Annotated in this window: 20 protein-coding genes; 7 read left to right on the top strand and 13 right to left on the bottom strand. The window is 59.3% G+C overall.

Going from position 1 to position 18,157, the window contains the following annotated elements; all coding sequences use genetic code 11:
- Positions 1 to 38: 38 nt before the first annotated feature.
- The 4 genes from KI231_RS05225 to KI231_RS05210 all read right to left on the bottom strand — a co-directional run bounded on the left by KI231_RS05225 (position 39) and on the right by KI231_RS05210 (position 3,000).
- Positions 39 to 341 (bottom strand): GIY-YIG nuclease family protein, encoded by a 303-nt coding sequence (locus KI231_RS05225; protein WP_008083651.1) that lies wholly within the window; start codon positions 339 to 341, stop codon positions 39 to 41.
- 39 nt (positions 342 to 380) lie between these two features.
- Positions 381 to 851: a nuclear transport factor 2 family protein gene (locus tag KI231_RS05220; RefSeq protein ID WP_103305215.1), complete on the bottom strand. Its 471-nt coding sequence runs from the start codon at positions 849 to 851 to the stop codon at positions 381 to 383.
- Positions 852 to 1,058: 207 nt separating this feature from the next.
- Positions 1,059 to 2,351: a CynX/NimT family MFS transporter gene (locus tag KI231_RS05215; protein WP_103305214.1), complete on the bottom strand. Its 1,293-nt coding sequence runs from the start codon at positions 2,349 to 2,351 to the stop codon at positions 1,059 to 1,061.
- Positions 2,341 to 3,000, bottom strand: a complete 660-nt coding sequence (locus tag KI231_RS05210) for a FadR/GntR family transcriptional regulator (RefSeq protein WP_103305213.1) — start codon at positions 2,998 to 3,000, stop codon at positions 2,341 to 2,343. Before KI231_RS05210 ends, KI231_RS05215 begins: the two co-directional genes overlap by 11 nt.
- Positions 3,001 to 3,166: 166 nt before the next feature.
- Here KI231_RS05210 and KI231_RS05205 point away from each other — a divergent pair, with 166 nt between their 5' ends.
- The gene (locus KI231_RS05205; protein ID WP_103305212.1) at positions 3,167 to 3,478 is read left to right on the top strand and encodes a type II toxin-antitoxin system MqsR family toxin; all 312 of its coding nucleotides are present in this window, start codon (positions 3,167 to 3,169) and stop codon (positions 3,476 to 3,478) included.
- Positions 3,475 to 3,957 (top strand): type II toxin-antitoxin system MqsA family antitoxin, encoded by a 483-nt coding sequence (locus KI231_RS05200; protein WP_103305211.1) that lies wholly within the window; start codon positions 3,475 to 3,477, stop codon positions 3,955 to 3,957. Before KI231_RS05205 ends, KI231_RS05200 begins: the two co-directional genes overlap by 4 nt.
- A 55-nt stretch (positions 3,958 to 4,012) precedes the next feature.
- On the opposite strand, the gene KI231_RS05195 is transcribed toward KI231_RS05200, so the two are convergent.
- The 4 genes from KI231_RS05195 to KI231_RS05180 form a co-directional block, all read right to left on the bottom strand.
- Positions 4,013 to 4,777, bottom strand: coding sequence for an amino acid ABC transporter ATP-binding protein (locus KI231_RS05195; protein ID WP_103305210.1), 765 nt, complete (start codon positions 4,775 to 4,777; stop codon positions 4,013 to 4,015).
- A 13-nt stretch (positions 4,778 to 4,790) separates the two neighbouring features.
- Positions 4,791 to 5,885, bottom strand: a complete 1,095-nt coding sequence (locus KI231_RS05190) for an amino acid ABC transporter permease (RefSeq protein ID WP_103305209.1) — start codon at positions 5,883 to 5,885, stop codon at positions 4,791 to 4,793.
- 10 nt (positions 5,886 to 5,895) lie between these two features.
- The gene (locus KI231_RS05185; RefSeq protein WP_103305208.1) at positions 5,896 to 7,077 is read right to left on the bottom strand and encodes an amino acid ABC transporter permease; all 1,182 of its coding nucleotides are present in this window, start codon (positions 7,075 to 7,077) and stop codon (positions 5,896 to 5,898) included.
- 65 nt (positions 7,078 to 7,142) lie between these two features.
- A complete protein-coding gene (locus KI231_RS05180; RefSeq protein ID WP_103305207.1) occupies positions 7,143 to 8,174 on the bottom strand; it encodes an amino acid ABC transporter substrate-binding protein in 1,032 nt (343 codons plus the stop codon).
- A gap of 468 nt (positions 8,175 to 8,642) precedes the next feature.
- On the opposite strand from KI231_RS05180, the gene KI231_RS05175 reads away from it, so the two are divergent.
- The 5 genes from KI231_RS05175 (at position 8,643) to KI231_RS05155 (ending at position 13,974) form a co-directional block, all read left to right on the top strand.
- Positions 8,643 to 9,299, top strand: coding sequence for an alpha/beta hydrolase (locus KI231_RS05175; protein ID WP_103305206.1), 657 nt, complete (start codon positions 8,643 to 8,645; stop codon positions 9,297 to 9,299).
- Between the two features lie 109 nt (positions 9,300 to 9,408).
- Positions 9,409 to 10,899, top strand: coding sequence for an ATP-dependent RNA helicase RhlB (gene rhlB, locus KI231_RS05170; protein WP_103305205.1), 1,491 nt, complete (start codon positions 9,409 to 9,411; stop codon positions 10,897 to 10,899).
- 137 nt (positions 10,900 to 11,036) lie between these two features.
- On the top strand, positions 11,037 to 11,981 hold the full coding sequence (locus tag KI231_RS05165; RefSeq protein ID WP_213027632.1) for an ornithine cyclodeaminase family protein: 945 nt from the start codon (positions 11,037 to 11,039) through the stop codon (positions 11,979 to 11,981).
- A 145-nt stretch (positions 11,982 to 12,126) separates the two neighbouring features.
- Positions 12,127 to 13,254, top strand: coding sequence for an NAD(P)/FAD-dependent oxidoreductase (locus KI231_RS05160; protein ID WP_213027631.1), 1,128 nt, complete (start codon positions 12,127 to 12,129; stop codon positions 13,252 to 13,254).
- Between the two features lie 93 nt (positions 13,255 to 13,347).
- Positions 13,348 to 13,974, top strand: coding sequence for a helix-turn-helix transcriptional regulator (locus KI231_RS05155; RefSeq protein WP_103305202.1), 627 nt, complete (start codon positions 13,348 to 13,350; stop codon positions 13,972 to 13,974).
- A gap of 124 nt (positions 13,975 to 14,098) precedes the next feature.
- Here KI231_RS05155 and aotJ read toward each other — a convergent pair whose 3' ends face one another.
- The 5 genes from aotJ to KI231_RS05130 form a co-directional block, all read right to left on the bottom strand.
- Positions 14,099 to 14,875 carry an L-arginine-binding protein AotJ gene (aotJ, locus tag KI231_RS05150; RefSeq protein ID WP_007914314.1) on the bottom strand — a complete coding sequence of 259 codons (777 nt, stop codon included), beginning with the start codon at positions 14,873 to 14,875 and terminating at the stop codon, positions 14,099 to 14,101.
- Positions 14,876 to 15,177: 302 nt separating this feature from the next.
- On the bottom strand, positions 15,178 to 15,630 hold the full coding sequence (gene moaE / locus KI231_RS05145; RefSeq protein WP_213027630.1) for a molybdopterin synthase catalytic subunit MoaE: 453 nt from the start codon (positions 15,628 to 15,630) through the stop codon (positions 15,178 to 15,180).
- 3 nt (positions 15,631 to 15,633) lie between these two features.
- Positions 15,634 to 15,876 (bottom strand): MoaD/ThiS family protein, encoded by a 243-nt coding sequence (locus KI231_RS05140; RefSeq protein ID WP_103305200.1) that lies wholly within the window; start codon positions 15,874 to 15,876, stop codon positions 15,634 to 15,636.
- Positions 15,873 to 16,346: a cyclic pyranopterin monophosphate synthase MoaC gene (gene moaC / locus KI231_RS05135; RefSeq protein ID WP_093437022.1), complete on the bottom strand. Its 474-nt coding sequence runs from the start codon at positions 16,344 to 16,346 to the stop codon at positions 15,873 to 15,875. The genes KI231_RS05140 and moaC overlap by 4 nt, the downstream gene beginning before the upstream one ends.
- A 236-nt stretch (positions 16,347 to 16,582) precedes the next feature.
- On the bottom strand, positions 16,583 to 17,977 hold the full coding sequence (locus tag KI231_RS05130) for a PhoH family protein (protein WP_103305199.1): 1,395 nt from the start codon (positions 17,975 to 17,977) through the stop codon (positions 16,583 to 16,585).
- Between the last annotated feature and the right edge of the window lie 180 nt (positions 17,978 to 18,157).

Here is an 18,157-nt window from a genome sequence, read left to right as displayed (position 1 = left end):
TTACTTAGCAGCCTACAGATCTGGCTGATGGGAACCAATCAGTCAGATTGATAAGACGCGACCAGACATTCCTTGGCGCTCTTGCGCAGTTTTTTGATCAGCCGTTCCTGGCGCAGCGCGTCGCTCTTGTCTCGGCACAGCTCGGTGTAGACCAGCGCCATGGCCGGGCTGGAGAGGAAGAACCGTGCACCTTTGCCGCTCTGATGCTTGGCGAAACGACGCACCGGGTCGTCACTGATCCCGCAATACAACGAGCCGTTGGCCGCACGAACGAGGTAGACGAACCAGGACTTGCTCACCGGTTCGGCAACATCGACAGATTTTTCGCTAAGGCTGGTCACTTCGGGATCAAGGCGTGTAGGAAACAGGCCGCGATCTTATCAGCGACCGGCCTGAAATGCCTTCAGTCCCTTCAGTGCCTGGGCACGGACGGCGTTGCGCACCAGTGGCGTCCAGCCCAGCAGCAGGCCTTTGAAACCCAGGGCCTGACGCGACCAGCGCCACAGATCGAAGTGGTCATGGTGTTCGCAGATCTTGCCGTCACGGAAGACGAAGCGCGCCTGGATATCGTTGATCACGACGTTGCCGGTCTGACTGAACAGATAAGTTGCCACCCAATGGGCGCCGCCGCTGCGCTCGTCGGCGCGGACGTTGTCGAAGGTCAGCGAGAAGTCTTTTGCCCGAGTGGTGAGCATGCGCCACATGTCGCCGGCATCGCGCCCGCGCAACTGGCCGAAGGCCGGATCGCTGAAGACCACGTCATCGGTGTAGCACGCGGCCATGCCTTCGGCATCGAGGCGCTGGAAGGCCTGGTAGAAACGGGTGATCAACGCGGCGTGGGCTTCACTCATGGGCAATCTCCAGGAAATGTACAGATGGCCATCACGATAATCTGCAACGTCCCGAAACACTATCGGCATTCGCGCAGCGAATACCCGGAGTGCACACATCCGGTGTGGGAGCGAGCCTGCTCGCGAAAGCGGTGTGTCAGTCAACACAGATGTTGAATGCTCAATTGCCTTCGCGAGCAGGCTCGCTCCCACACTGGTAAGCGGTGTTTAAATCTTCTCGCTTTGCACCTGCACGTACAGCGCACGACCGGCGCCGAGGCCGGCAATGATCGCACCGGTACCAATAATGCCGAAGATCCAGCCCACCGCATTCCAGCCGCCAGTCCAGTCATGCACGATGCCGACCGCAAACGGCCCCATCGACGCCAGGGTGTAGCCAAAGCCTTGGGACATGCTCGACAGGTTCGCCGCGACGTGAGAATCCCGAGAGCGCAGCACGATCAGAGTCAGCGCCAGGCTGAACGTACCGCCTTGCCCCAGACCCAGCAGAATCGCCCAGCCCCACAGGCCTTCGATTGGCGCGTACAGGCAACCGAACAGGCCACCGAGGGTCAGCGCCATCACCACGACGATCGCCAGACGCTGATCCTTGCCGCGAGTCGCCAGCCACGGTGCCGCCAGCGAACTGGCTAACTGAATAATGACCGAGCCGGACAGCACCAGACCCGCTTGAGTCGGCGTCAGGCCACGACCGATGAGGATCGACGGCAACCAGCCGAACACGATGTAGGCCAGCGACGATTGCAGGCCCATGTACAAGGTCACCTGCCAGGCCAGCGGATCACGCAGCAGACCGCGCACGCGATAGGCGACGTTATGTGCACCGTGTTTCTGCCCGACTTGCGGCAGCCAGAACACCGCCGCCACCAGCGCTGGAATCACCCAGAAACCGAGCCCCATGGCCCAGCTGTGATCGAAATGTTCGCTCAGCGGCACGCTCGAACCCGCCGCCATAGCCGCACCCAGACACAAGGCCATGGTGTAGACCCCGGTCATGGTGCCGGCGTGTTTGGCGAAGTCGCGTTTGACGATGCCCGGCAGCAACACGCCGATGATGCCAATGCTCGCGCCGCCCAGCACGCTGCCGGCAAACAGACCGATTTCACCGAAGTTGCTGCGCAGGATAATGCCGCCCGCGAGTGTCAGCAGAATACCCAACACTACGCGCTCGGCACCGAAGCGCCGCGCCAGAATCGGCGCCAGCGGGGCGAACAGCCCCAGGCACAGTACCGGCAGCGTGGTCAGCAAACCGGCCTGAGCGGCGGACAGACCGAGACTTTTCGAGACGTCACTGAGCAGCGGCGCCATGCTCGACAGCGCCGGACGCAGGTTCAGTGCCACCAGAATCAGCCCCAACAGCAGCAACCACGGGCGCCGCACCAACGGATGGCTTTGCTGCACCTCCTCGTCATCGGCCTCGGCATCGATCAGCAGCTCTTCAAGCTTCGGGGTTGTGGATATCTCACTGCGGGACATGGACTTCTCGGTTTCAAGGTTCATTGATCAACTGCCTGGATAAAGCTTTGGCCCGTTCCGGGTCACGTTGTTCGACCGCATCGAGCAACTCGATGTGCAGGTCGAACACTTCCTGACGGCGCGGGACGATGTTCAGGGTTTGGCGCAATTGCGCGCCGACGATGCTGGAGAAATAGCGATAGAGCTCGCTGAGGGTCGGGTTGTGCGCGGCATCGACCAAGCGGCGGTGGAACACCAGATCGCAAGCGATGTAAGTGTCGAGATCGCCGTGATAGTGGCTGCCGCTGGTGCCAAGCGCCTCACGCAATGCGGCGAGGTCCTCATCGGTGCGGCGCAATGCCGCCAGGCCAATGGCCTCGACTTCGAGGATGTGCCGGGTTTCCCGCGCCTGATCCAGCGAACACCTGGACAGCGCCTTGAGCGTGTCCATGGGATCGACGACTGCGCGCAAGTAACTGCCGTCGCCCTGACGGATGTCGATCAATCCGGAAAACGCCAATACGCGCATGGCTTCACGCACGGTGTTACGGCTGATGCCCAGCTCGGCGCACAGCTCGGGCTCGGTCGGCAACCGCTCGCCAACCTGCCAGGCACCGCTGTTGATGCGCTGACGGAGCTGGTCCAAGGCCTGATCGACCAGAGATCGTTTGATGAGTGGAGAAATGTCTGACATAGGATTCGCCCTTTCATCCAATCATAGGATGAATTTTCCGACATGTTAGTCAGACCCACGTAGGACGGCAACCTCCTAGGGTCAATCGGAGAAACATGGAGCGGGATTTTCGATTGGTCAAAATTACCCTTTAAGGGTAATTTTAGGGAAAGGTTCAAGATTTTTTATGGAGAAAAATACACCCCACTACAACTTGGCGGTGATCAAGGAGGATGTCAGAAGGCTCGGAATAAACGCATTTACCAGGACTGCACGCAAAAGCGGTCGAGACATGGGCCTGAGCCTCAAGGAAATGCAGGACGTCGTTTTCGAACTGCAAAACAGGATGCTGTACAAATCGATGACGACCTATGGCGACCATCGGGTTTGGCAAGACGTGTATCACATCACTTCGCATGATCTGGAGATTTACATCAAGGTCACTTATTGCTCAGGCGGTGAACCTCCGGTGATCTCCTTCAAGGAGAAAAACCCATGAACACGAAACAATGCTTCAGTTGCGGAGCACCTGAAGGAATGCGGCACTTTGAATGTCGTGCTGAAACCATGAGCGTAAAAGGCATGGAGCGTCGTCTTGATGATTTGTCTGGATGGGAGTGTCAGGCATGCGGGGAAGTCATATTCGACCCCGATAGCGCATTACGCTACTCGAATGCGAGTGACGAACTCGTCATTGCCGGCCGACAGATGATCGGTAACGAGATGAAGCGCATCCGCCGCAAGCTGCATCTGTCACAGAAGGAAGCGGTGCTGTTGTTGTCAGGTGGCGGGCACAATGCGTTTTCACGATATGAACGCGGCGACTCGCTCCCACCGAAAGCCCTGATAGTGCTGATGCGCCTGCTTGATCGTCACCCACACCTCCTCACCGATGCGCGCGCTTTGGGCGAAGGAGCAGATTTGCGAGGATTCAAGGATACAGTTCACAAAGAACACGAAACGCTGACCATGTCCTGAACAGCAAAGGTAAAAAACCCGGCACAAGGCCGGGTTTGTTTTTAACGACCAACCATCAATGCAAAATCTGACTCAAGAACAACTTCGTCCGCTCATTCTGCGGATTGTCGAAGAAGTCATTCGGCGCCGCCTGCTCAACGATTTCGCCCTTGTCCATGAAGATCACGCGGTTCGCCACGGTGCGGGCAAAGCCCATTTCGTGAGTCACACAGAGCATGGTCATGCCGTCTTCGGCCAGACCGATCATGGTGTCCAGAACCTCTTTCACCATCTCCGGATCGAGCGCTGAAGTCGGTTCATCGAACAGCATGATTTTCGGTTTCATGCACAGTGCGCGGGCGATCGCCACACGCTGCTGCTGACCGCCGGACAGTTGCCCCGGGAATTTATGCGCCTGCTCCGGAATGCGTACGCGTTCCAGATAATGCATGGCGATTTCCTCGGCCTTGCGTTTGGGCATCTTGCGTACCCACATCGGCGCCAGGGTGCAGTTCTGCAAAATGGTCAGGTGCGGGAACAGGTTGAAGTGCTGGAACACCATGCCGACTTCGCGGCGGATCGCTTCGATCTGCTTGAGGTCGTTGGTCAGTTCCACACCATCGACCACAATGCGGCCCTGCTGGTGTTCCTCCAGACGATTGAGGCAACGAATGGTGGTCGACTTGCCGGAACCCGACGGGCCGCACAGGACGATACGCTCGCCCTGTTTGACGTTGAGGTTGATGTCTTTCAGCACGTGGAACTGGCCGTACCACTTGTTGACGCCCTGCATCTGAATAATGCCTTCAGGGCCCACTGGCTTTTTGCTTGCTTCGCTCATTTACAGAGAACTCCTAACGCTTGTGGCCAGTGTCGAGCTTGCGTTCCAGATGCATGGAATAGCGCGACATACCAAAACAGAAAATCCAGAACACCAGGGCGGCGAACACATAGCCTTCGGTGGCCATGCCCAGCCATTTCGGATCGGCAGCGGCTTGCTTGACGCTGTTGAGCAGGTCAAAGAGGCCGATGATGATCACCAGACTGGTGTCCTTGAACAGCGCAATGAACGTGTTGACGATGCCGGGGATCACCAGCTTCAGGGCTTGTGGCAGGATCACCAGGCCCATCGAACGCCAGTAACCGAGGCCCATCGCTGCAGCCGCTTCGTACTGACCCTTGGGGATCGCTTGCAGACCGCCGCGCACCACTTCGGCCACATAGGCCGACTGGAACAGGATCACGCCGATCAGCGCCCGCAGCAGCTTGTCGAAGTTCATGCCTTCGGGCAGGAACAGCGGCAGCATCACCGAGGACATGAACAGCACCGTGATCAACGGCACACCGCGCCAGAACTCAATGAAGGTCACGCAGACCACACGAATCGCCGGCATGTTCGAGCGTCGTCCCAGCGCCAGCACAATCCCCAGCGGCAGGGCGCCGGCGATACCAACCGTGGCGATCACCAGGGTCAGCATCAGGCCGCCCCATTGGCTGGTCGCCACGTTGGTCAGGCCGAAGCCGCCGTGCAGCAGGATGAAAGCAATGATCGGGTACAGCACCAGGAAACTCAGCCCGTATATCGCTTTACGCGGCACACGCGAGATAAACAAAGGCGCCGCGCCGATGACCGCCAGCCACACGGTCAGGTCCACGCGCCAGCGCAGTTCCGGCGGATAGTAGCCGTACATGAACTGGCCGAATCGCTGCTGAATGAATACCCAGCAGGCGCCTTCCTTGGTGCAGTCGGCGCGGGTGGTGCCGACCCAGTTGGCATCGACAATCGCCCAGCTGAGGATCGGTGGCACCACGAGATAGATCAGGTAGAACGCAAACAGGGTCAACAGGGTGTTGAGCCAGCTGGAGAACATGTTCGCGCGCATCCACGCCACCACGCCGATGCTGCTGTTCGGTGGGGGCATGTCGGGTTTGAAAGTATGAGTACTCATGCGCTTTTCCTTACCGCTCGATCAGCGCAATGCGCTTGTTGTACCAGTTCATCAGCAGGGAAATGCTGATACTGATCGCCAGGTACACGCTCATGGTGATCGCAATCACCTCGATCGCCTGACCGGTCTGGTTGAGTACCGTGCCGGCGAACAGCGAGACCATTTCCGGGTAACCGATACCGGCCGCCAGCGAGGAGTTTTTCGCAAGGTTCAGGTATTGGCTGGTCAGCGGCGGAATGATCACGCGCAGGGCTTGCGGGATGATCACCTTGCGCAGGGTCGGGCCGTTGCGCAGGCCGAGCGAACGGGCCGCTTCGGTCTGGCCGTGGCTGACCGACTTGATCCCCGAACGGACGATCTCGGCGATAAACGCTGCCGTGTAAACAGTCAAGGCCAGGGTCAACGCGAGCAGTTCAGGGATCAGTACCCAGCCACCGACGAAGTTGAAGCCCTGCAACTTGGGCATTTCCCAGTGCAGCGGTGCGCCGAAGATCAGTGCGCACAAGGTCGGGATCAGCAACATGATCGCCAGCCCCGTCCAGAACTTATGGAACGGTACGCCGGTTTCTTCAAAGCGCTTGTTGGCCCAACGGCACATCAGCACGGTCGCGATGATCGCCACCACGACGCTGCCGAAAAAAGCCCAGAAGCCATCAGCCGCCAACGCTGCCGGCATGTTCAGGCCACGGCTGCTGACGAAGAAGGTGTCGCCGAAGTTATGGCTGTTGCGCGGCCCCGGCATGGTCAGGAACACCGCGAAGTACCAGAACAGGATTTGCAGCAGCGGCGGAATGTTGCGGAAAACTTCCACGTACACCGTCGCCAGTTTGCTGATGATCCAGTTCTGCGACAGCCGCGCCACACCGATGATGAAACCGAGGATCGTCGCCAGAATCACGCCGATCACTGTCACCAACAGGGTGTTGAGCAGACCGATGACAAAGACGCGGGCATAGCTGTCCGCTTCCGTGTAGTCGATCAGGTGTTGAGCGATGCCGAACCCGGCACTGCGCTCCAGAAAGCCGAAACCGGAGGTAATGCCCCGGTGCTGAAGGTTGGTTTGCGTGTTGTCGAACAAGTACCAGCCCAGCGAGACCACCGCCACAACGGTGATGATCTGGAATAGCCACGCACGCACTCGTGGATCGCTGAGGCTGAGCCTCTGCTTTGGTGCGCCGATTGAATTTTGCATGAAGTGCCCCGCAAGAAATGGAACAGAACATCACCCGGCGGTTGGCCCGCCGGGTGATAGAACCATTAGCGCACTGGTGGTGCGTACTGAATGCCGCCGTTGTTCCACAGGGCGTTCAGGCCACGGTCGATTTCCAGCGGAGTGCTCTTGCCGAGGTTTTTCTCGAAGATTTCGCCGTAGTTGCCGACTTGTTTGACGATCTGCACGACCCAGTCCTTCGGCAGTTTCAGGTCCTTGCCGTACTCGCCGTCAGCACCGAGCATACGGGCGACGTCCGGGTTCTTGGTCGACTTGGCTTCAGCTTCGACGTTCTTCGAGGTGATGCCGGCTTCCTCGGTGTTGAGCAGCGCGTAGCCGACCCAACGGACGATGGCCAGCCACTCGTCGTCGCCGTTACGTACGACCGGGCCCAGTGGTTCTTTGGAAATGGTTTCCGGCAGAACCACGTAGTCCTTCGGCGAAGCCAGCTTGCTGCGCTGGGCGAACAGTTGCGATTTGTCGGAGGTCAGCACGTCGCAACGACCGGATTCCAGCGACTTGGCGCTTTCATCGGAGGTGTCGAAAGTGATCGGGGTGTATTTCAGACCGTTGCCGCGGAAGTAGTCGGAAACGTTCAGTTCGGTGGTGGTACCGGCCTGGATGCAGATGGTTGCACCGTCCAGCTCTTTGGCACTCTTCACGCCCAGCTTGTTGTTTACCAGGAAGCCGATGCCGTCATAGTAGGTAATGAAGCCCGGGAATTTCAGGCCCATGCCCGCGTCACGGGAGCTGGTCATGGTGGTGTTGCGCGACAGAATGTCGATCTCGCCGGATTGCAGCGCGGTGAAGCGCTCCTTGGCGTTCAACTGACTGAACTTGACCTTGGTCGCGTCGCCGAATACGGCAGCGGCCACAGCGCGGCAGACGTCAGCGTCGATGCCGAGGATCTTGCCGGTAGCGTCCGGAACCGAGAAGCCCGGCAGACCGTCGCTCACGCCACACTGCACGAAACCTTTCTTCTGTACGGCATCCAGGGTTGCACCCGCCTGAGCGAACCCGCTGACGCCGAGTACTGCTGCCGCAGTCACGACTGCCAGAGTGGATTTCAACATCTTCATTCAAACCTCCAGTTTTGCTCTTGTTGTGTCGGAGCTTGAGTCCAGTCGCACCCTTTTGAGGCGTTGTTGACCCGTGTTGGCTTTTTTTGGGGTCAACCGACGTAAGACCTTCGCTATGAGTCTAGTAGGAGAAAATCCACATCATGGACAACTCACTTCTCACCAATCGGCCGAACGGGCTGTAGCCCTGTCACGTTCGCTAAGCCCGTAGCGGCCATTGGCGAACATCCATCACCGGATTCGTTGCTATCCCGTCGCGAGTCGTACACTGATAGTGTTACCGCCACGCGTAGGACGCTTCGTACAAAGTCCTCCATAGCAAAGCCCGTACCACACTGGGCGCCGAACTGATCGGGCGACAGGTCAATAGCAAAACTTGTACCCTTGCGACATCTTCTTAACGGATCAACCGGGCGCGCACTCCAATCACGCACTTAATGAGAGCGCCCGCACATATTTGGAGCAGCCATGACCGAGCCCTTGATTCTTCAGCCTGTTAAGCCCGCAGACGCCTGCGTGATCTGGCTGCACGGCCTGGGTGCCGACCGCTACGACTTTCTGCCAGTGGCCGAAGCGTTGCAGGAAAGCCTGTTGAGCACGCGCTTCGTTCTGCCCCAGGCGCCGACCCGCCCGGTCACCATTAATGGCGGATATGCCATGCCGAGCTGGTACGACATCAAGGCCATGAGCCCGGCCCGGGCGATCGATCGTGATGAGCTGGAAGCGTCGGCGGATCGCATCATTGAATTGATCGAAGAACAGCGCGCCAGCGGAATAGACGCCTCGCGGATTTTCCTCGCCGGTTTCTCCCAGGGTGGCGCGGTGGTTTTTCACACCGCTTTCTTGAAATGGCAGGGACCGTTGGGTGGCGTACTGGCACTGTCGACGTATGCGCCGACGTTCAGCGAAGAATTGGAGTTGTCTGCCAGCCAGCAGCGCATTCCGGTGCTGTCGCTGCACGGTCAGTTCGACAACGTGGTACAGAACTCCATGGGACGTACCGCCTATGAGTATCTGAAGGCCCATGGTGTCACCGTGACATGGCAGGAATACCCAATGGAGCACGAAGTGTTACCCGAAGAAATCCGCGACATCGGTGTGTGGTTGAGCGAGCGCCTGCGTTGATCGCGCCGGCTGTTTTCAGCCACGGCAACAGCCTTTGATCCCTCCCACTACGCCGCGCCCGATTCTTGCATTACACTGGCCGGCGTACATTCCTTAATCAATTGATGAGATGACCGTGCTCAAAGCACTCAAGAAGATGTTCGGTAAAAGCGAGGCTGAGCAGCTCGCGCCAGTTCCCAGTGCGCCGTCGCACGCCCCCGGCCATCGCAGCGATGCCCGCCAGGCCGACCGCCCCGCTACCGTAGCGGCTCCGAAACAAGAGGCAAAACCGGCCGCCGTCGCCACTCCAGCGGCTGCTCCAGTCGCCGAAAGCGCCAGCAGCGAAGCACCGAAACCGGCCAGACCACGCCGCGAACCCAAGCCCAAGGCTGCGGTTATCCCGTGGAAACTCGAAGACTTCGTCGTCGAGCCTCAGGAAGGCAAAACCCGCTTCCACGATTTCAAGCTCTCCCCGGAACTGATGCACGCCATCCAGGACCTGGGTTTCCCGTATTGCACGCCGATCCAGGCGCAGGTGCTGGGTTTCACCCTCGCCGGCAAAGACGCCATCGGCCGCGCGCAGACCGGCACCGGCAAGACCGCCGCGTTCCTGATCTCGATCATCACCCAACTGCTGCAAACGCCGCCGCCGAAAGAGCGCTACATGGGTGAACCCCGTGCGCTGATCATCGCGCCGACCCGTGAGCTGGTGGTGCAGATCGCCAAGGACGCCGCCGACCTGACCAAGTACACCGGCCTCAACGTCATGACGTTTGTGGGCGGCATGGACTTCGACAAGCAGCTCAAGCACCTCGAAGCACGCCACTGCGACATCCTCGTCGCGACCCCGGGCCGTCTGCTCGACTTCAACCAGCGCGGCGATGTGCACCTGGACATGGTCGAAGTGATGGTGCTGGACGAAGCCGACCGCATGCTCGACATGGGTTTCATCCCGCAAGTACGTCAGATCATTCGTCAGACCCCGCCGAAGTCCGAGCGCCAGACCCTGCTGTTCTCGGCGACCTTCACCGAAGACGTGATGAACCTCGCCAAGCAATGGACCACCGACCCGTCGATCGTCGAGATCGAGTCGCAGAACGTCGCCAACGAAAACGTCGAGCAGCACATCTACGCGGTGGCCGGCGCCGACAAATACAAACTGCTCTACAACCTGGTCAACGATAACGGCTGGGAGCGGGTGATCGTGTTTGCCAACCGCAAGGACGAAGTGCGCCGTATCGAAGAACGTCTGGTGCGCGATGGCATCAACGCCGCGCAACTGTCCGGCGATGTTCCGCAGCACAAGCGCATCAAGACCCTGGAAGGCTTCCGCGAAGGCAAGATTCGCGTGCTGGTGGCCACCGATGTTGCCGGTCGCGGCATCCACATCGACGGCATCAGCCATGTGATCAACTTCACCCTGCCGGAAGTCCCGGACGACTACGTGCACCGCATCGGCCGTACCGGTCGTGCTGGCGCCGATGGTGTATCGATCAGCTTCGCCGGTGAAGACGACTCCTACCAGTTGCCGTCCATCGAAGAGAAGCTCGGTCGCAAGATCAGCTGTGAAACGCCGCCGACGCATCTGCTGCGAGCGGTTGAGCGCAAGCGTCCGCAGTAAGCGACGCTATAAAGAGAAAGCGCAGCCGGCAACGGACTGCGCTTTTTTTTCGCCCGGCGTTTCAACAGGTGCTTGCGAGAGAAAACTAAAAGTCCATAATAGACAAATTAGTTTAGATTTTGTCTTCGGAGCCTGCCATGTCCAGTACGCCCTACGTGATCAACCACATCCAGGCCCGCGAGCTGTTGGCGCGCATCGACGTACCGCAAATCCTGCGCAAGCTGTTCCGCGATCTCGCTGCTGGCCATGCTGTGCAGCCGGCGCAGCAACTGGTGGAATTCCCGCAGGGCGCCGGCGACTTCATCAATTACCTGGGCGTGCTGGCCGAGGACGGTGTGTATGGGGTGAAGACTTCGCCGTACATCGTTCGCGAGCAAGGCCCGCTGGTGACCGCGTGGACGCTGCTGATGTCGATGAAAACCGGCCAGCCGTTGCTGCTCTGTGATGCCGGAGAACTGACCACAGCGCGTACTGCCGCGACTACCGCAGTGGCAGTCGATGCTCTCGCTCCGGTAAATGCCAAACGACTGGCGGTCATCGGCAGCGGCAAGGTTGCTCAGGCGCATCTGCATTACGTGAAAAGCTTGCGCGACTGGCAGAGCATCAGCGTCTATTCGCCGAGCTTGCTGGAAGATGCTGAAACCCAGGCACTCCTGAAAGCCATGGCTCCCGACCTGACCATTGCGCCCAGCCGCGAAGCCGCTGTCACCGAAGCCGACGTGATCATGCTCTGCACTTCATCCGCAGGGCCGGTGATCGATCCTGCCGCATTGAGCAAACCGGCACTGATCACCTCGATCAGCACCAACGCCCCGCGCGCCCACGAAGTACCACCGCAGAGCCTCAACGACATGCAGGTGTTCTGTGACTATCGTCTGACCACGCCGGGGTCGGCGGGGGAGATGTTGATTGCCGCCGAGCAGCATGCCTGGAGCAAGGACTCGATCGTTGGCGATCTGGCAGATCTGCTCAGTGAAAAAGTGCAGCGCCCCGACTACCACCGTCATGTATTTTTCCGCTCGATTGGCCTGGGTCTGGAAGACATCGCTTTGGCCAATGCGGTTTATCACTTAAGTAACTGATCCCACGATCCCTGTGGGAGCGGGCTTGCCCGCGATTCAGGCACCGCGGTTCTGCAGAACAACCGCAGTGATGCCATCGCGGGCAAGCCCGGCTCCCACAGGATCTGCGACAACTTCAACTTTGTATTTCAACGTGGAGTTTTTCATGAGCCAGGCAGATTTCATCATCATCGGCGGCGGAATTGCCGGCGCCTCCACCGGCTTCTGGCTGTCGCCGCACGGCAAAGTGATCGTGCTCGAACGTGAGTCGCACCCGGCCTATCACTCCACCGGACGCTCCGCCGCGCTGTTCACTGCCGCGTACGGCACGCCGCAAGTGCGTGCACTGACACAGGCCAGTCGCGAGTTTTTCGATCATCCGCCGGCCGGTTTCTGTGAGCATCCGCTGCTGACCCCGCGCGGCGAAATGACCGTGGATTTCACCGGGGATGCCGCCGAACTGAACAACCAATACCTCAGCGCCAAAGCCACGGTGCCGGAGATGCAATTACTCACAGCCGACGAAGCCTGCGCCCGAATGCCGATCCTGCGCCGGGAAAAAGTCCACGGTGCAATCTACGACCCGAGCGCCAGCGACATCGACACCGATGCCCTGCATCAGGGCTACTTGCGTGGCATTCGCCGCAATAACGGCGAAGTGCATACCGATTGTCAGGTGCTTGGGCTGAGCCGCGACGCTGAAGGCCACTGGCAGGTGCAAACCAACGGCCAGACCTTCAGCGCTCCGGTGATCATCAACGCCGCCGGCGCCTGGGCTGACAAAGTCGGTGAAATGGCCGGCGCGAAATGCCTGGGCCTGCAACCGAAACGCCGCGCCGCGTTCATCTTCGCCGGGCCGGAAGGCGTCGACACCCACCACTGGCCAATGCTGGTCAGCCTCGACGAATCGTTCTACATGAAGCCCGACGCCGGCATGTTCCTCGGCTCGCCGGCCAACGCCGACCCGGTCGAGCCCCACGACGTGCAGCCCGAAGAACTGGACATCGCCATGGGCATCTACCAGATCGAAGAAGCCACCACGCTGACCATCCGCCGCCCGACCCGCACCTGGGCCGGTCTGCGCAGTTTCGTCGCCGACGGTGACTTGCTCAGCGGTTTTGATCCGCAAGTACCGGGACTGTTCTGGGTCGCGGCGCAGGGCGGTTATGGCATTCAGACGTCACCGGCGATGGGCCAGGCCAGTGCGGCGCTGGTGCGCGGCCAGCCGTTGCCCGAACAACTGCGCCAGTTCGGTCTGAGCAGCGCCATGCTCTCCCCTGCCCGTCTCGCCTGATCGTCCATCCGGATGACGCGCCCAACGGATTGCGGCAAACTCGCAGCGCCCCCTTTTCATGGGGGCGTTGACGCTGCCTGGAGCTCCACTGTCATGACCGCCCCCGAATTCGACCCGGCCCTGGATAACTTCCGCGCCATCGCCGATGCCATCGCCACACTGTTTTTCCCCCACGCCGAAGTGGTGCTGCATGACCTGCGCACGCAGAAGGTCGATTACATTGCCAACAACCTGTCCAAGCGCGAGATCGGCGACGAGTCATCACTGGAGGACATGCTCAGCGAGGATGTCAGCGACAGGAACATCGGCCCGTACGAAAAGCTCAACTGGGACGGTCAGAAAATCCGCAGCCTGAGCACCGTGTTGCGCGACCGCGAAGGTCTGCCGCTGGCGGTGTTGTGCATCAATCTGAATATTTCGCTGTTCGAAAATGCCAAGGCTGCGCTGGATCTGTTTCTCTCGCCGAGCAAACTGATCCCGCAGCCGGATTCACTGTTTCGCGATGACTGGCAGGAGCGCATCAACACGTTCCTGCACGCCTGGCTGCGCGAGCGGCAACTGAGCCTGAACCTGCTGACCCGCGATCACAAACGCGAACTGGTGCTGGCGCTGCACGCCGAAGGCGCGTTCAAGGGCAAAAGCGCCTCGAACTATGTGGCCAATGTGCTGAATATGGGGCGGGCGACGGTGTACAAACATTTGAAGGAATTGAAGGGCTGAAGATTTGCGGTGATTGAACCGGCCCCATCGCTGGCAAGCCAGCTCCCACAGGTTTAGCGGTGTACACAAACGCTGTGTACGAATCGATCAATGTGGGAGCTGGCTTGCCAGCGATAGCGGACTATCAGTCGCCGTAAATGTCGGACTTGAAATACTTCTCGGAAATCTTCTGATATTCGCCACTCGCGCGAATGCCATCGATCGCGCCATTCAACTGGCTGACCAGCTCGGCATTGCCCTTGCGCACCGCGATCCCCGCGCCCTCGCCCACGTACTTCGGATCCTTCAACTCAGGCCCGACAAACGCGTAACCCTTGCCACGCGGCATCGACAGGAAATCATTCAGCGGAATGGTATCGGCGAAAATCGCATCAAGCCGCCCCGCCGCCAGATCCATGTAGATTTCTTCGTTGTTGCTGTAGCGCTTGACGTTGATGCCCTTGGGTTCAAACACCTCGGTAGCGTATCGATCGGTGGTGGTCGCACGCTGCACACCGACGTTCTTGCCCTTGAGGCTGGCGTACTGGTCATCGACCGTGGCGCCTTCCTTCATCACCAGTCGCGAGGAGGTGAAGTAGTACTTGTGGGTGAAATCCACCGACTTCTTGCGATCTTCGTTGATGGTCATCGACGACAGCGCCATGTCGATTTTCTTCACTTTCAGCGAAGGAATCAGGCCATCAAACTCACCTTCAACCCACACACACTTGACCTTCATCTGCGCGCACAGGGCATTGCCGATGTCGTAGTCGAAACCGACGATTTCACCTTTGTCGGTTTTCGAGGCGAAGGGTGGATAGGCAGCTTCGATGCCGATGCGCAGGGTTTGCTCGGCGGCGAACACGCTGGCGGATGCCAACAGGCTGAGGGCCAGACCGGTGATGAGGGGAAGTTTCTTCATGTTCGTTCTCTCGCGGGTTGTTGTTGGTTTGGCAAGATGAAGAAGAGCAGCTGCGAGCGGTGAGCTACGAGCGGCAGGACTGAAGCTTTTTTTGTACTTGGAAATCCATATTGGACTTATAGGTACAAGTCGTCAATTAGTGAGAAGAGAGTGTCTGCGAGGTTTCATGTGTTGCAGAAGGCCTCATCGCTGGCAAGCCAGCTCCCACAGGGTTCGGTGGTGCACACAGAATTTGTGCTCGACGCAGAACACTGTGGGAGCTGGCTTGCCAGCGATGGCTGACTTGAGGGCGCTACAGGACTTTATTTGTTCCAGCGATCCGCAGCGGCATGATCACTGTCCCGCCCTTCGACCCAACGCGGCCCATCGCTGGTGTTTTCTTTTTTCCAGAATGGCGCACGGGTTTTCAGGTAATCCATGACGAAGGCGCAGGCGTCGAACGCAGCCTGGCGATGGGCGCTGGCGGCGCCGACGAACACGATCGGCTCGCCCGGTTCTAACGCGCCGATGCGGTGCAGCACTTCCAGCTTCAACAATGGCCAGCGCTGTTCGGCCTCCACGGCAATCTTGCCCAGCGCTTTCTCGGTCATGCCCGGATAGTGTTCGAGGAACATCCCCGCGACATCCAGCCCGTCATTGAAGTCGCGCACGTAGCCGACAAAACTCACCACCGCGCCGACGCCGACATTGGCCGCGTGCATCGCGTTGACTTCAGCGCCCGGATCGAACGACGTGGCCTGCACACGAATCGCCATGGCTCAGCCTCCGGTCACGGTAGGGAAAAACGCCACTTCGTCGCCATCGACCACCGGTTCGTCGAGCTGACAAAGGTCTTCGTTGCGTGCGCACATCAGGTTCTGCTCGCTCAATACCTCGGCGCCATCGCGTTGCGCCAGCAGCGCACGCACATCGTCGACGGTGGCGAAATCGCCTTCCACCGCAACCGAGTCCACGCCCAGCGCTTCACGGTAACGGGCGAAAAACTTTACCGTCAGGTTCATGGCTGCTCCGCCTGAAAGTGCCCGCTCTTGCCGCCAACCTTCTCCAGCAGGCGCACACTTTCGATGGTCATGCCGCGATCCACGGCTTTGCACATGTCGTAGATAGTCAGGGCGGCGACGCTGGCGGCGGTCAGCGCCTCCATCTCGACGCCGGTCTGCCCGGACAATTTGCAGCGGGCGACGATGCGCACGGTGTCGTCGCCGTCCGCGCTGAGTTCGACTTTGACCCCGGTGAGCATCAGTGGGTGACACAGAGGAATCAGATCGCTGGTTTTCTTCGCCGCTTGAATGCCGGCAATACGCGCCACGGCGAACACATCGCCCTTGGGATGGCCGCCGCTGACGATCATCTGCAGCGTTTCGGGGAGCATGCGCACCAGCGCTTGGGCCGTCGCTTCACGGAACGTCACGGCTTTTTCGGTGACGTCGACCATGTTGGCGCGACCTTGGGAATCGAGATGAGTCAGCACGGGATTACTCCTGATCAGGAGCGGGGATTGTAAACCTGCGGGTCAAATTTCCGCACGTTTGATTGCAAGATCACATTGAACCCTGTGGGAGCGTGGCTTGCCCGCGATAGGATCAACGCGTTATGTCTGAAGCACCGCGGTGTCTGCATCGCGGGCAAGCCACGCTCCCACAGGGTTTGCACTCATCCATAAAAAACCGGGCGACCTGTGAAGGCCGCCCGGTTTGGATGGAGCTGTTACAAATGCGATTCGGCGTATTCGGCCAGGATCGAGCGAGGCACCCCTTGCAGGGTGATGTGCACACCGTTGGGGAAATCCTTGAAGCGTTCAGTCAGGTAGGTCAGCCCGGAACTGGTCGCGGACAGATAAGGGGTGTCGATCTGCGCCAGGTTGCCCAGGCACACCACTTTGGAACCGGCACCGGCACGGGTGATGATGGTTTTCATCTGGTGCGGCGTGAGGTTCTGACATTCGTCGATCAGGATCAGGCTCTGCTGGAAGCTGCGCCCGCGAATGTAGTTGAGCGATTTGAACTGCAGCGGCACTTTGCTGAGGATGTAGTCGACGCTGCCATGGGTGTTTTCGTCATCCATGTGCAAGGCTTCGAGGTTGTCGGTGATGGCGCCCAGCCAAGGCTCCATTTTTTCCGCTTCGGTGCCGGGCAGGAAGCCGATCTCTTGGTCGAGGCCCTGCACGCTGCGGGTGGCGATGATGCGGCGATAACGCTTGCTGACCATGGTCTGCTCGATGGCAGCGGCCAGCGCCAGAATGGTTTTACCGGAGCCTGCGGCACCCGACAGGTTGACCAGGTGAATGTCCGGATCGAGCAACGCATACAGCGCCAGGCTCTGATAGATGTCGCGCGGCTTGAGCCCCCATGCTTCCTGATGCAGCAGCGGTTCCTGATGCAGGTCGAGGATCAGCAAGCGGTCTTCTTCAATCTCCTTGATCCAGCCCACGAAGCCCTGTTCATCAATGATGAATTCATTGATGTGCACCGCTGGCAGGTTGTCGATCAATTGCACCTGGTGCCAAGTGCGGCCGTGGTCCTGACGAGTTTCGACCTTGCTCACACGGTCCCAGAAAGAGCCGGTCATGTTGTGATAGCCGTTGGGCAACAGGGACACGTCATCGACCAGTTGGTCGGTGCTGTAATCCTCGGCATCGATGCCGCAGGCGCGCGCCTTGAGGCGCATGTTGATGTCTTTGGTGACCAGCACCACCGGTTTTTTCGGTTCGCGGGTGTGCAGGTCGATCAGTTGGTTGATGATTTTGTTGTCGTTCAGATGCTCGGGCAGAATCAGGTTCGATTCGGCCTGCTTGCTCATCAGAATTGACAGCAAGCCCTTCGGCCCGCCCTTGCCGCGCTGAATCGGCACACCCAGTTCGACGTCTTCCGGGGAAGCATCGCCCAAGGTCTTGTCGATCAGCCGGATGGCCTGACGGCATTCGGCGGCCACGCTGTGATGCCCGCTCTTGAGCTTGTCCAGCTCCTCAAGCACGGTCATCGGGATCGCGACGTGGTGTTCTTCGAAATTCAGCAGGGCGTTTGGATCGTGAATCAATACGTTGGTATCGAGTACATAAAGGATTGGCTGGTTGGAAGAAGGGCTACGTCCGTGATCATCCATACTCGGTCACCTTTGTCAGAGCCAGTAGACGCAATACCTGAGCGGTGCTGCGCCTCGAAGTGACTGCCGAAATCTCACCTGCGGAGATTCAAGTGACTGCAAACAAATGGGTCTTGGGAGACGCCACCTGTGTTGCAGGTTTCGGCGGTCTGTCTTCGTAATACTCCAAAACCCATGACA

Origin of the sequence: Pseudomonas sp. Seg1 (genome assembly GCF_018326005.1) — a bacterium.
Classification (GTDB): Bacteria; Pseudomonadota; Gammaproteobacteria; order Pseudomonadales; family Pseudomonadaceae; genus Aquipseudomonas.
This window is presented reverse-complemented; position numbering and strand designations above follow the sequence as displayed.

What these genes read in the sequence shown, in the direction of transcription:
- KI231_RS05185 (WP_103305208.1), bottom strand. Translation starts at nt 7,077, where the DNA reads ATGCAAAATTCAATCGGCGCACCAAAGCAGAGGCTCAGCCTCAGCGAT.
- KI231_RS05175 (WP_103305206.1), top strand. Translation starts at nt 8,643, where the DNA reads ATGACCGAGCCCTTGATTCTTCAGCCTGTTAAGCCCGCAGACGCCTGC.
- rhlB (WP_103305205.1), top strand. Translation starts at nt 9,409, where the DNA reads ATGACCGTGCTCAAAGCACTCAAGAAGATGTTCGGTAAAAGCGAGGCT.
- aotJ (WP_007914314.1), bottom strand. Translation starts at nt 14,875, where the DNA reads ATGAAGAAACTTCCCCTCATCACCGGTCTGGCCCTCAGCCTGTTGGCA.
- KI231_RS05220 (WP_103305215.1), bottom strand. Translation starts at nt 851, where the DNA reads ATGAGTGAAGCCCACGCCGCGTTGATCACCCGTTTCTACCAGGCCTTC.
- KI231_RS05140 (WP_103305200.1), bottom strand. Translation starts at nt 15,876, where the DNA reads ATGAACCTGACGGTAAAGTTTTTCGCCCGTTACCGTGAAGCGCTGGGC.
- KI231_RS05190 (WP_103305209.1), bottom strand. Translation starts at nt 5,885, where the DNA reads ATGAGTACTCATACTTTCAAACCCGACATGCCCCCACCGAACAGCAGC.
- KI231_RS05195 (WP_103305210.1), bottom strand. Translation starts at nt 4,777, where the DNA reads ATGAGCGAAGCAAGCAAAAAGCCAGTGGGCCCTGAAGGCATTATTCAG.
- KI231_RS05130 (WP_103305199.1), bottom strand. Translation starts at nt 17,977, where the DNA reads ATGGATGATCACGGACGTAGCCCTTCTTCCAACCAGCCAATCCTTTAT.
- KI231_RS05200 (WP_103305211.1), top strand. Translation starts at nt 3,475, where the DNA reads ATGAACACGAAACAATGCTTCAGTTGCGGAGCACCTGAAGGAATGCGG.
- moaE (WP_213027630.1), bottom strand. Translation starts at nt 15,630, where the DNA reads ATGGCGATTCGTGTGCAGGCCACGTCGTTCGATCCGGGCGCTGAAGTC.
- KI231_RS05155 (WP_103305202.1), top strand. Translation starts at nt 13,348, where the DNA reads ATGACCGCCCCCGAATTCGACCCGGCCCTGGATAACTTCCGCGCCATC.
- KI231_RS05210 (WP_103305213.1), bottom strand. Translation starts at nt 3,000, where the DNA reads ATGTCAGACATTTCTCCACTCATCAAACGATCTCTGGTCGATCAGGCC.
- KI231_RS05180 (WP_103305207.1), bottom strand. Translation starts at nt 8,174, where the DNA reads ATGAAGATGTTGAAATCCACTCTGGCAGTCGTGACTGCGGCAGCAGTA.
- KI231_RS05205 (WP_103305212.1), top strand. Translation starts at nt 3,167, where the DNA reads ATGGAGAAAAATACACCCCACTACAACTTGGCGGTGATCAAGGAGGAT.
- KI231_RS05160 (WP_213027631.1), top strand. Translation starts at nt 12,127, where the DNA reads ATGAGCCAGGCAGATTTCATCATCATCGGCGGCGGAATTGCCGGCGCC.
- KI231_RS05165 (WP_213027632.1), top strand. Translation starts at nt 11,037, where the DNA reads ATGTCCAGTACGCCCTACGTGATCAACCACATCCAGGCCCGCGAGCTG.
- KI231_RS05215 (WP_103305214.1), bottom strand. Translation starts at nt 2,351, where the DNA reads ATGAACCTTGAAACCGAGAAGTCCATGTCCCGCAGTGAGATATCCACA.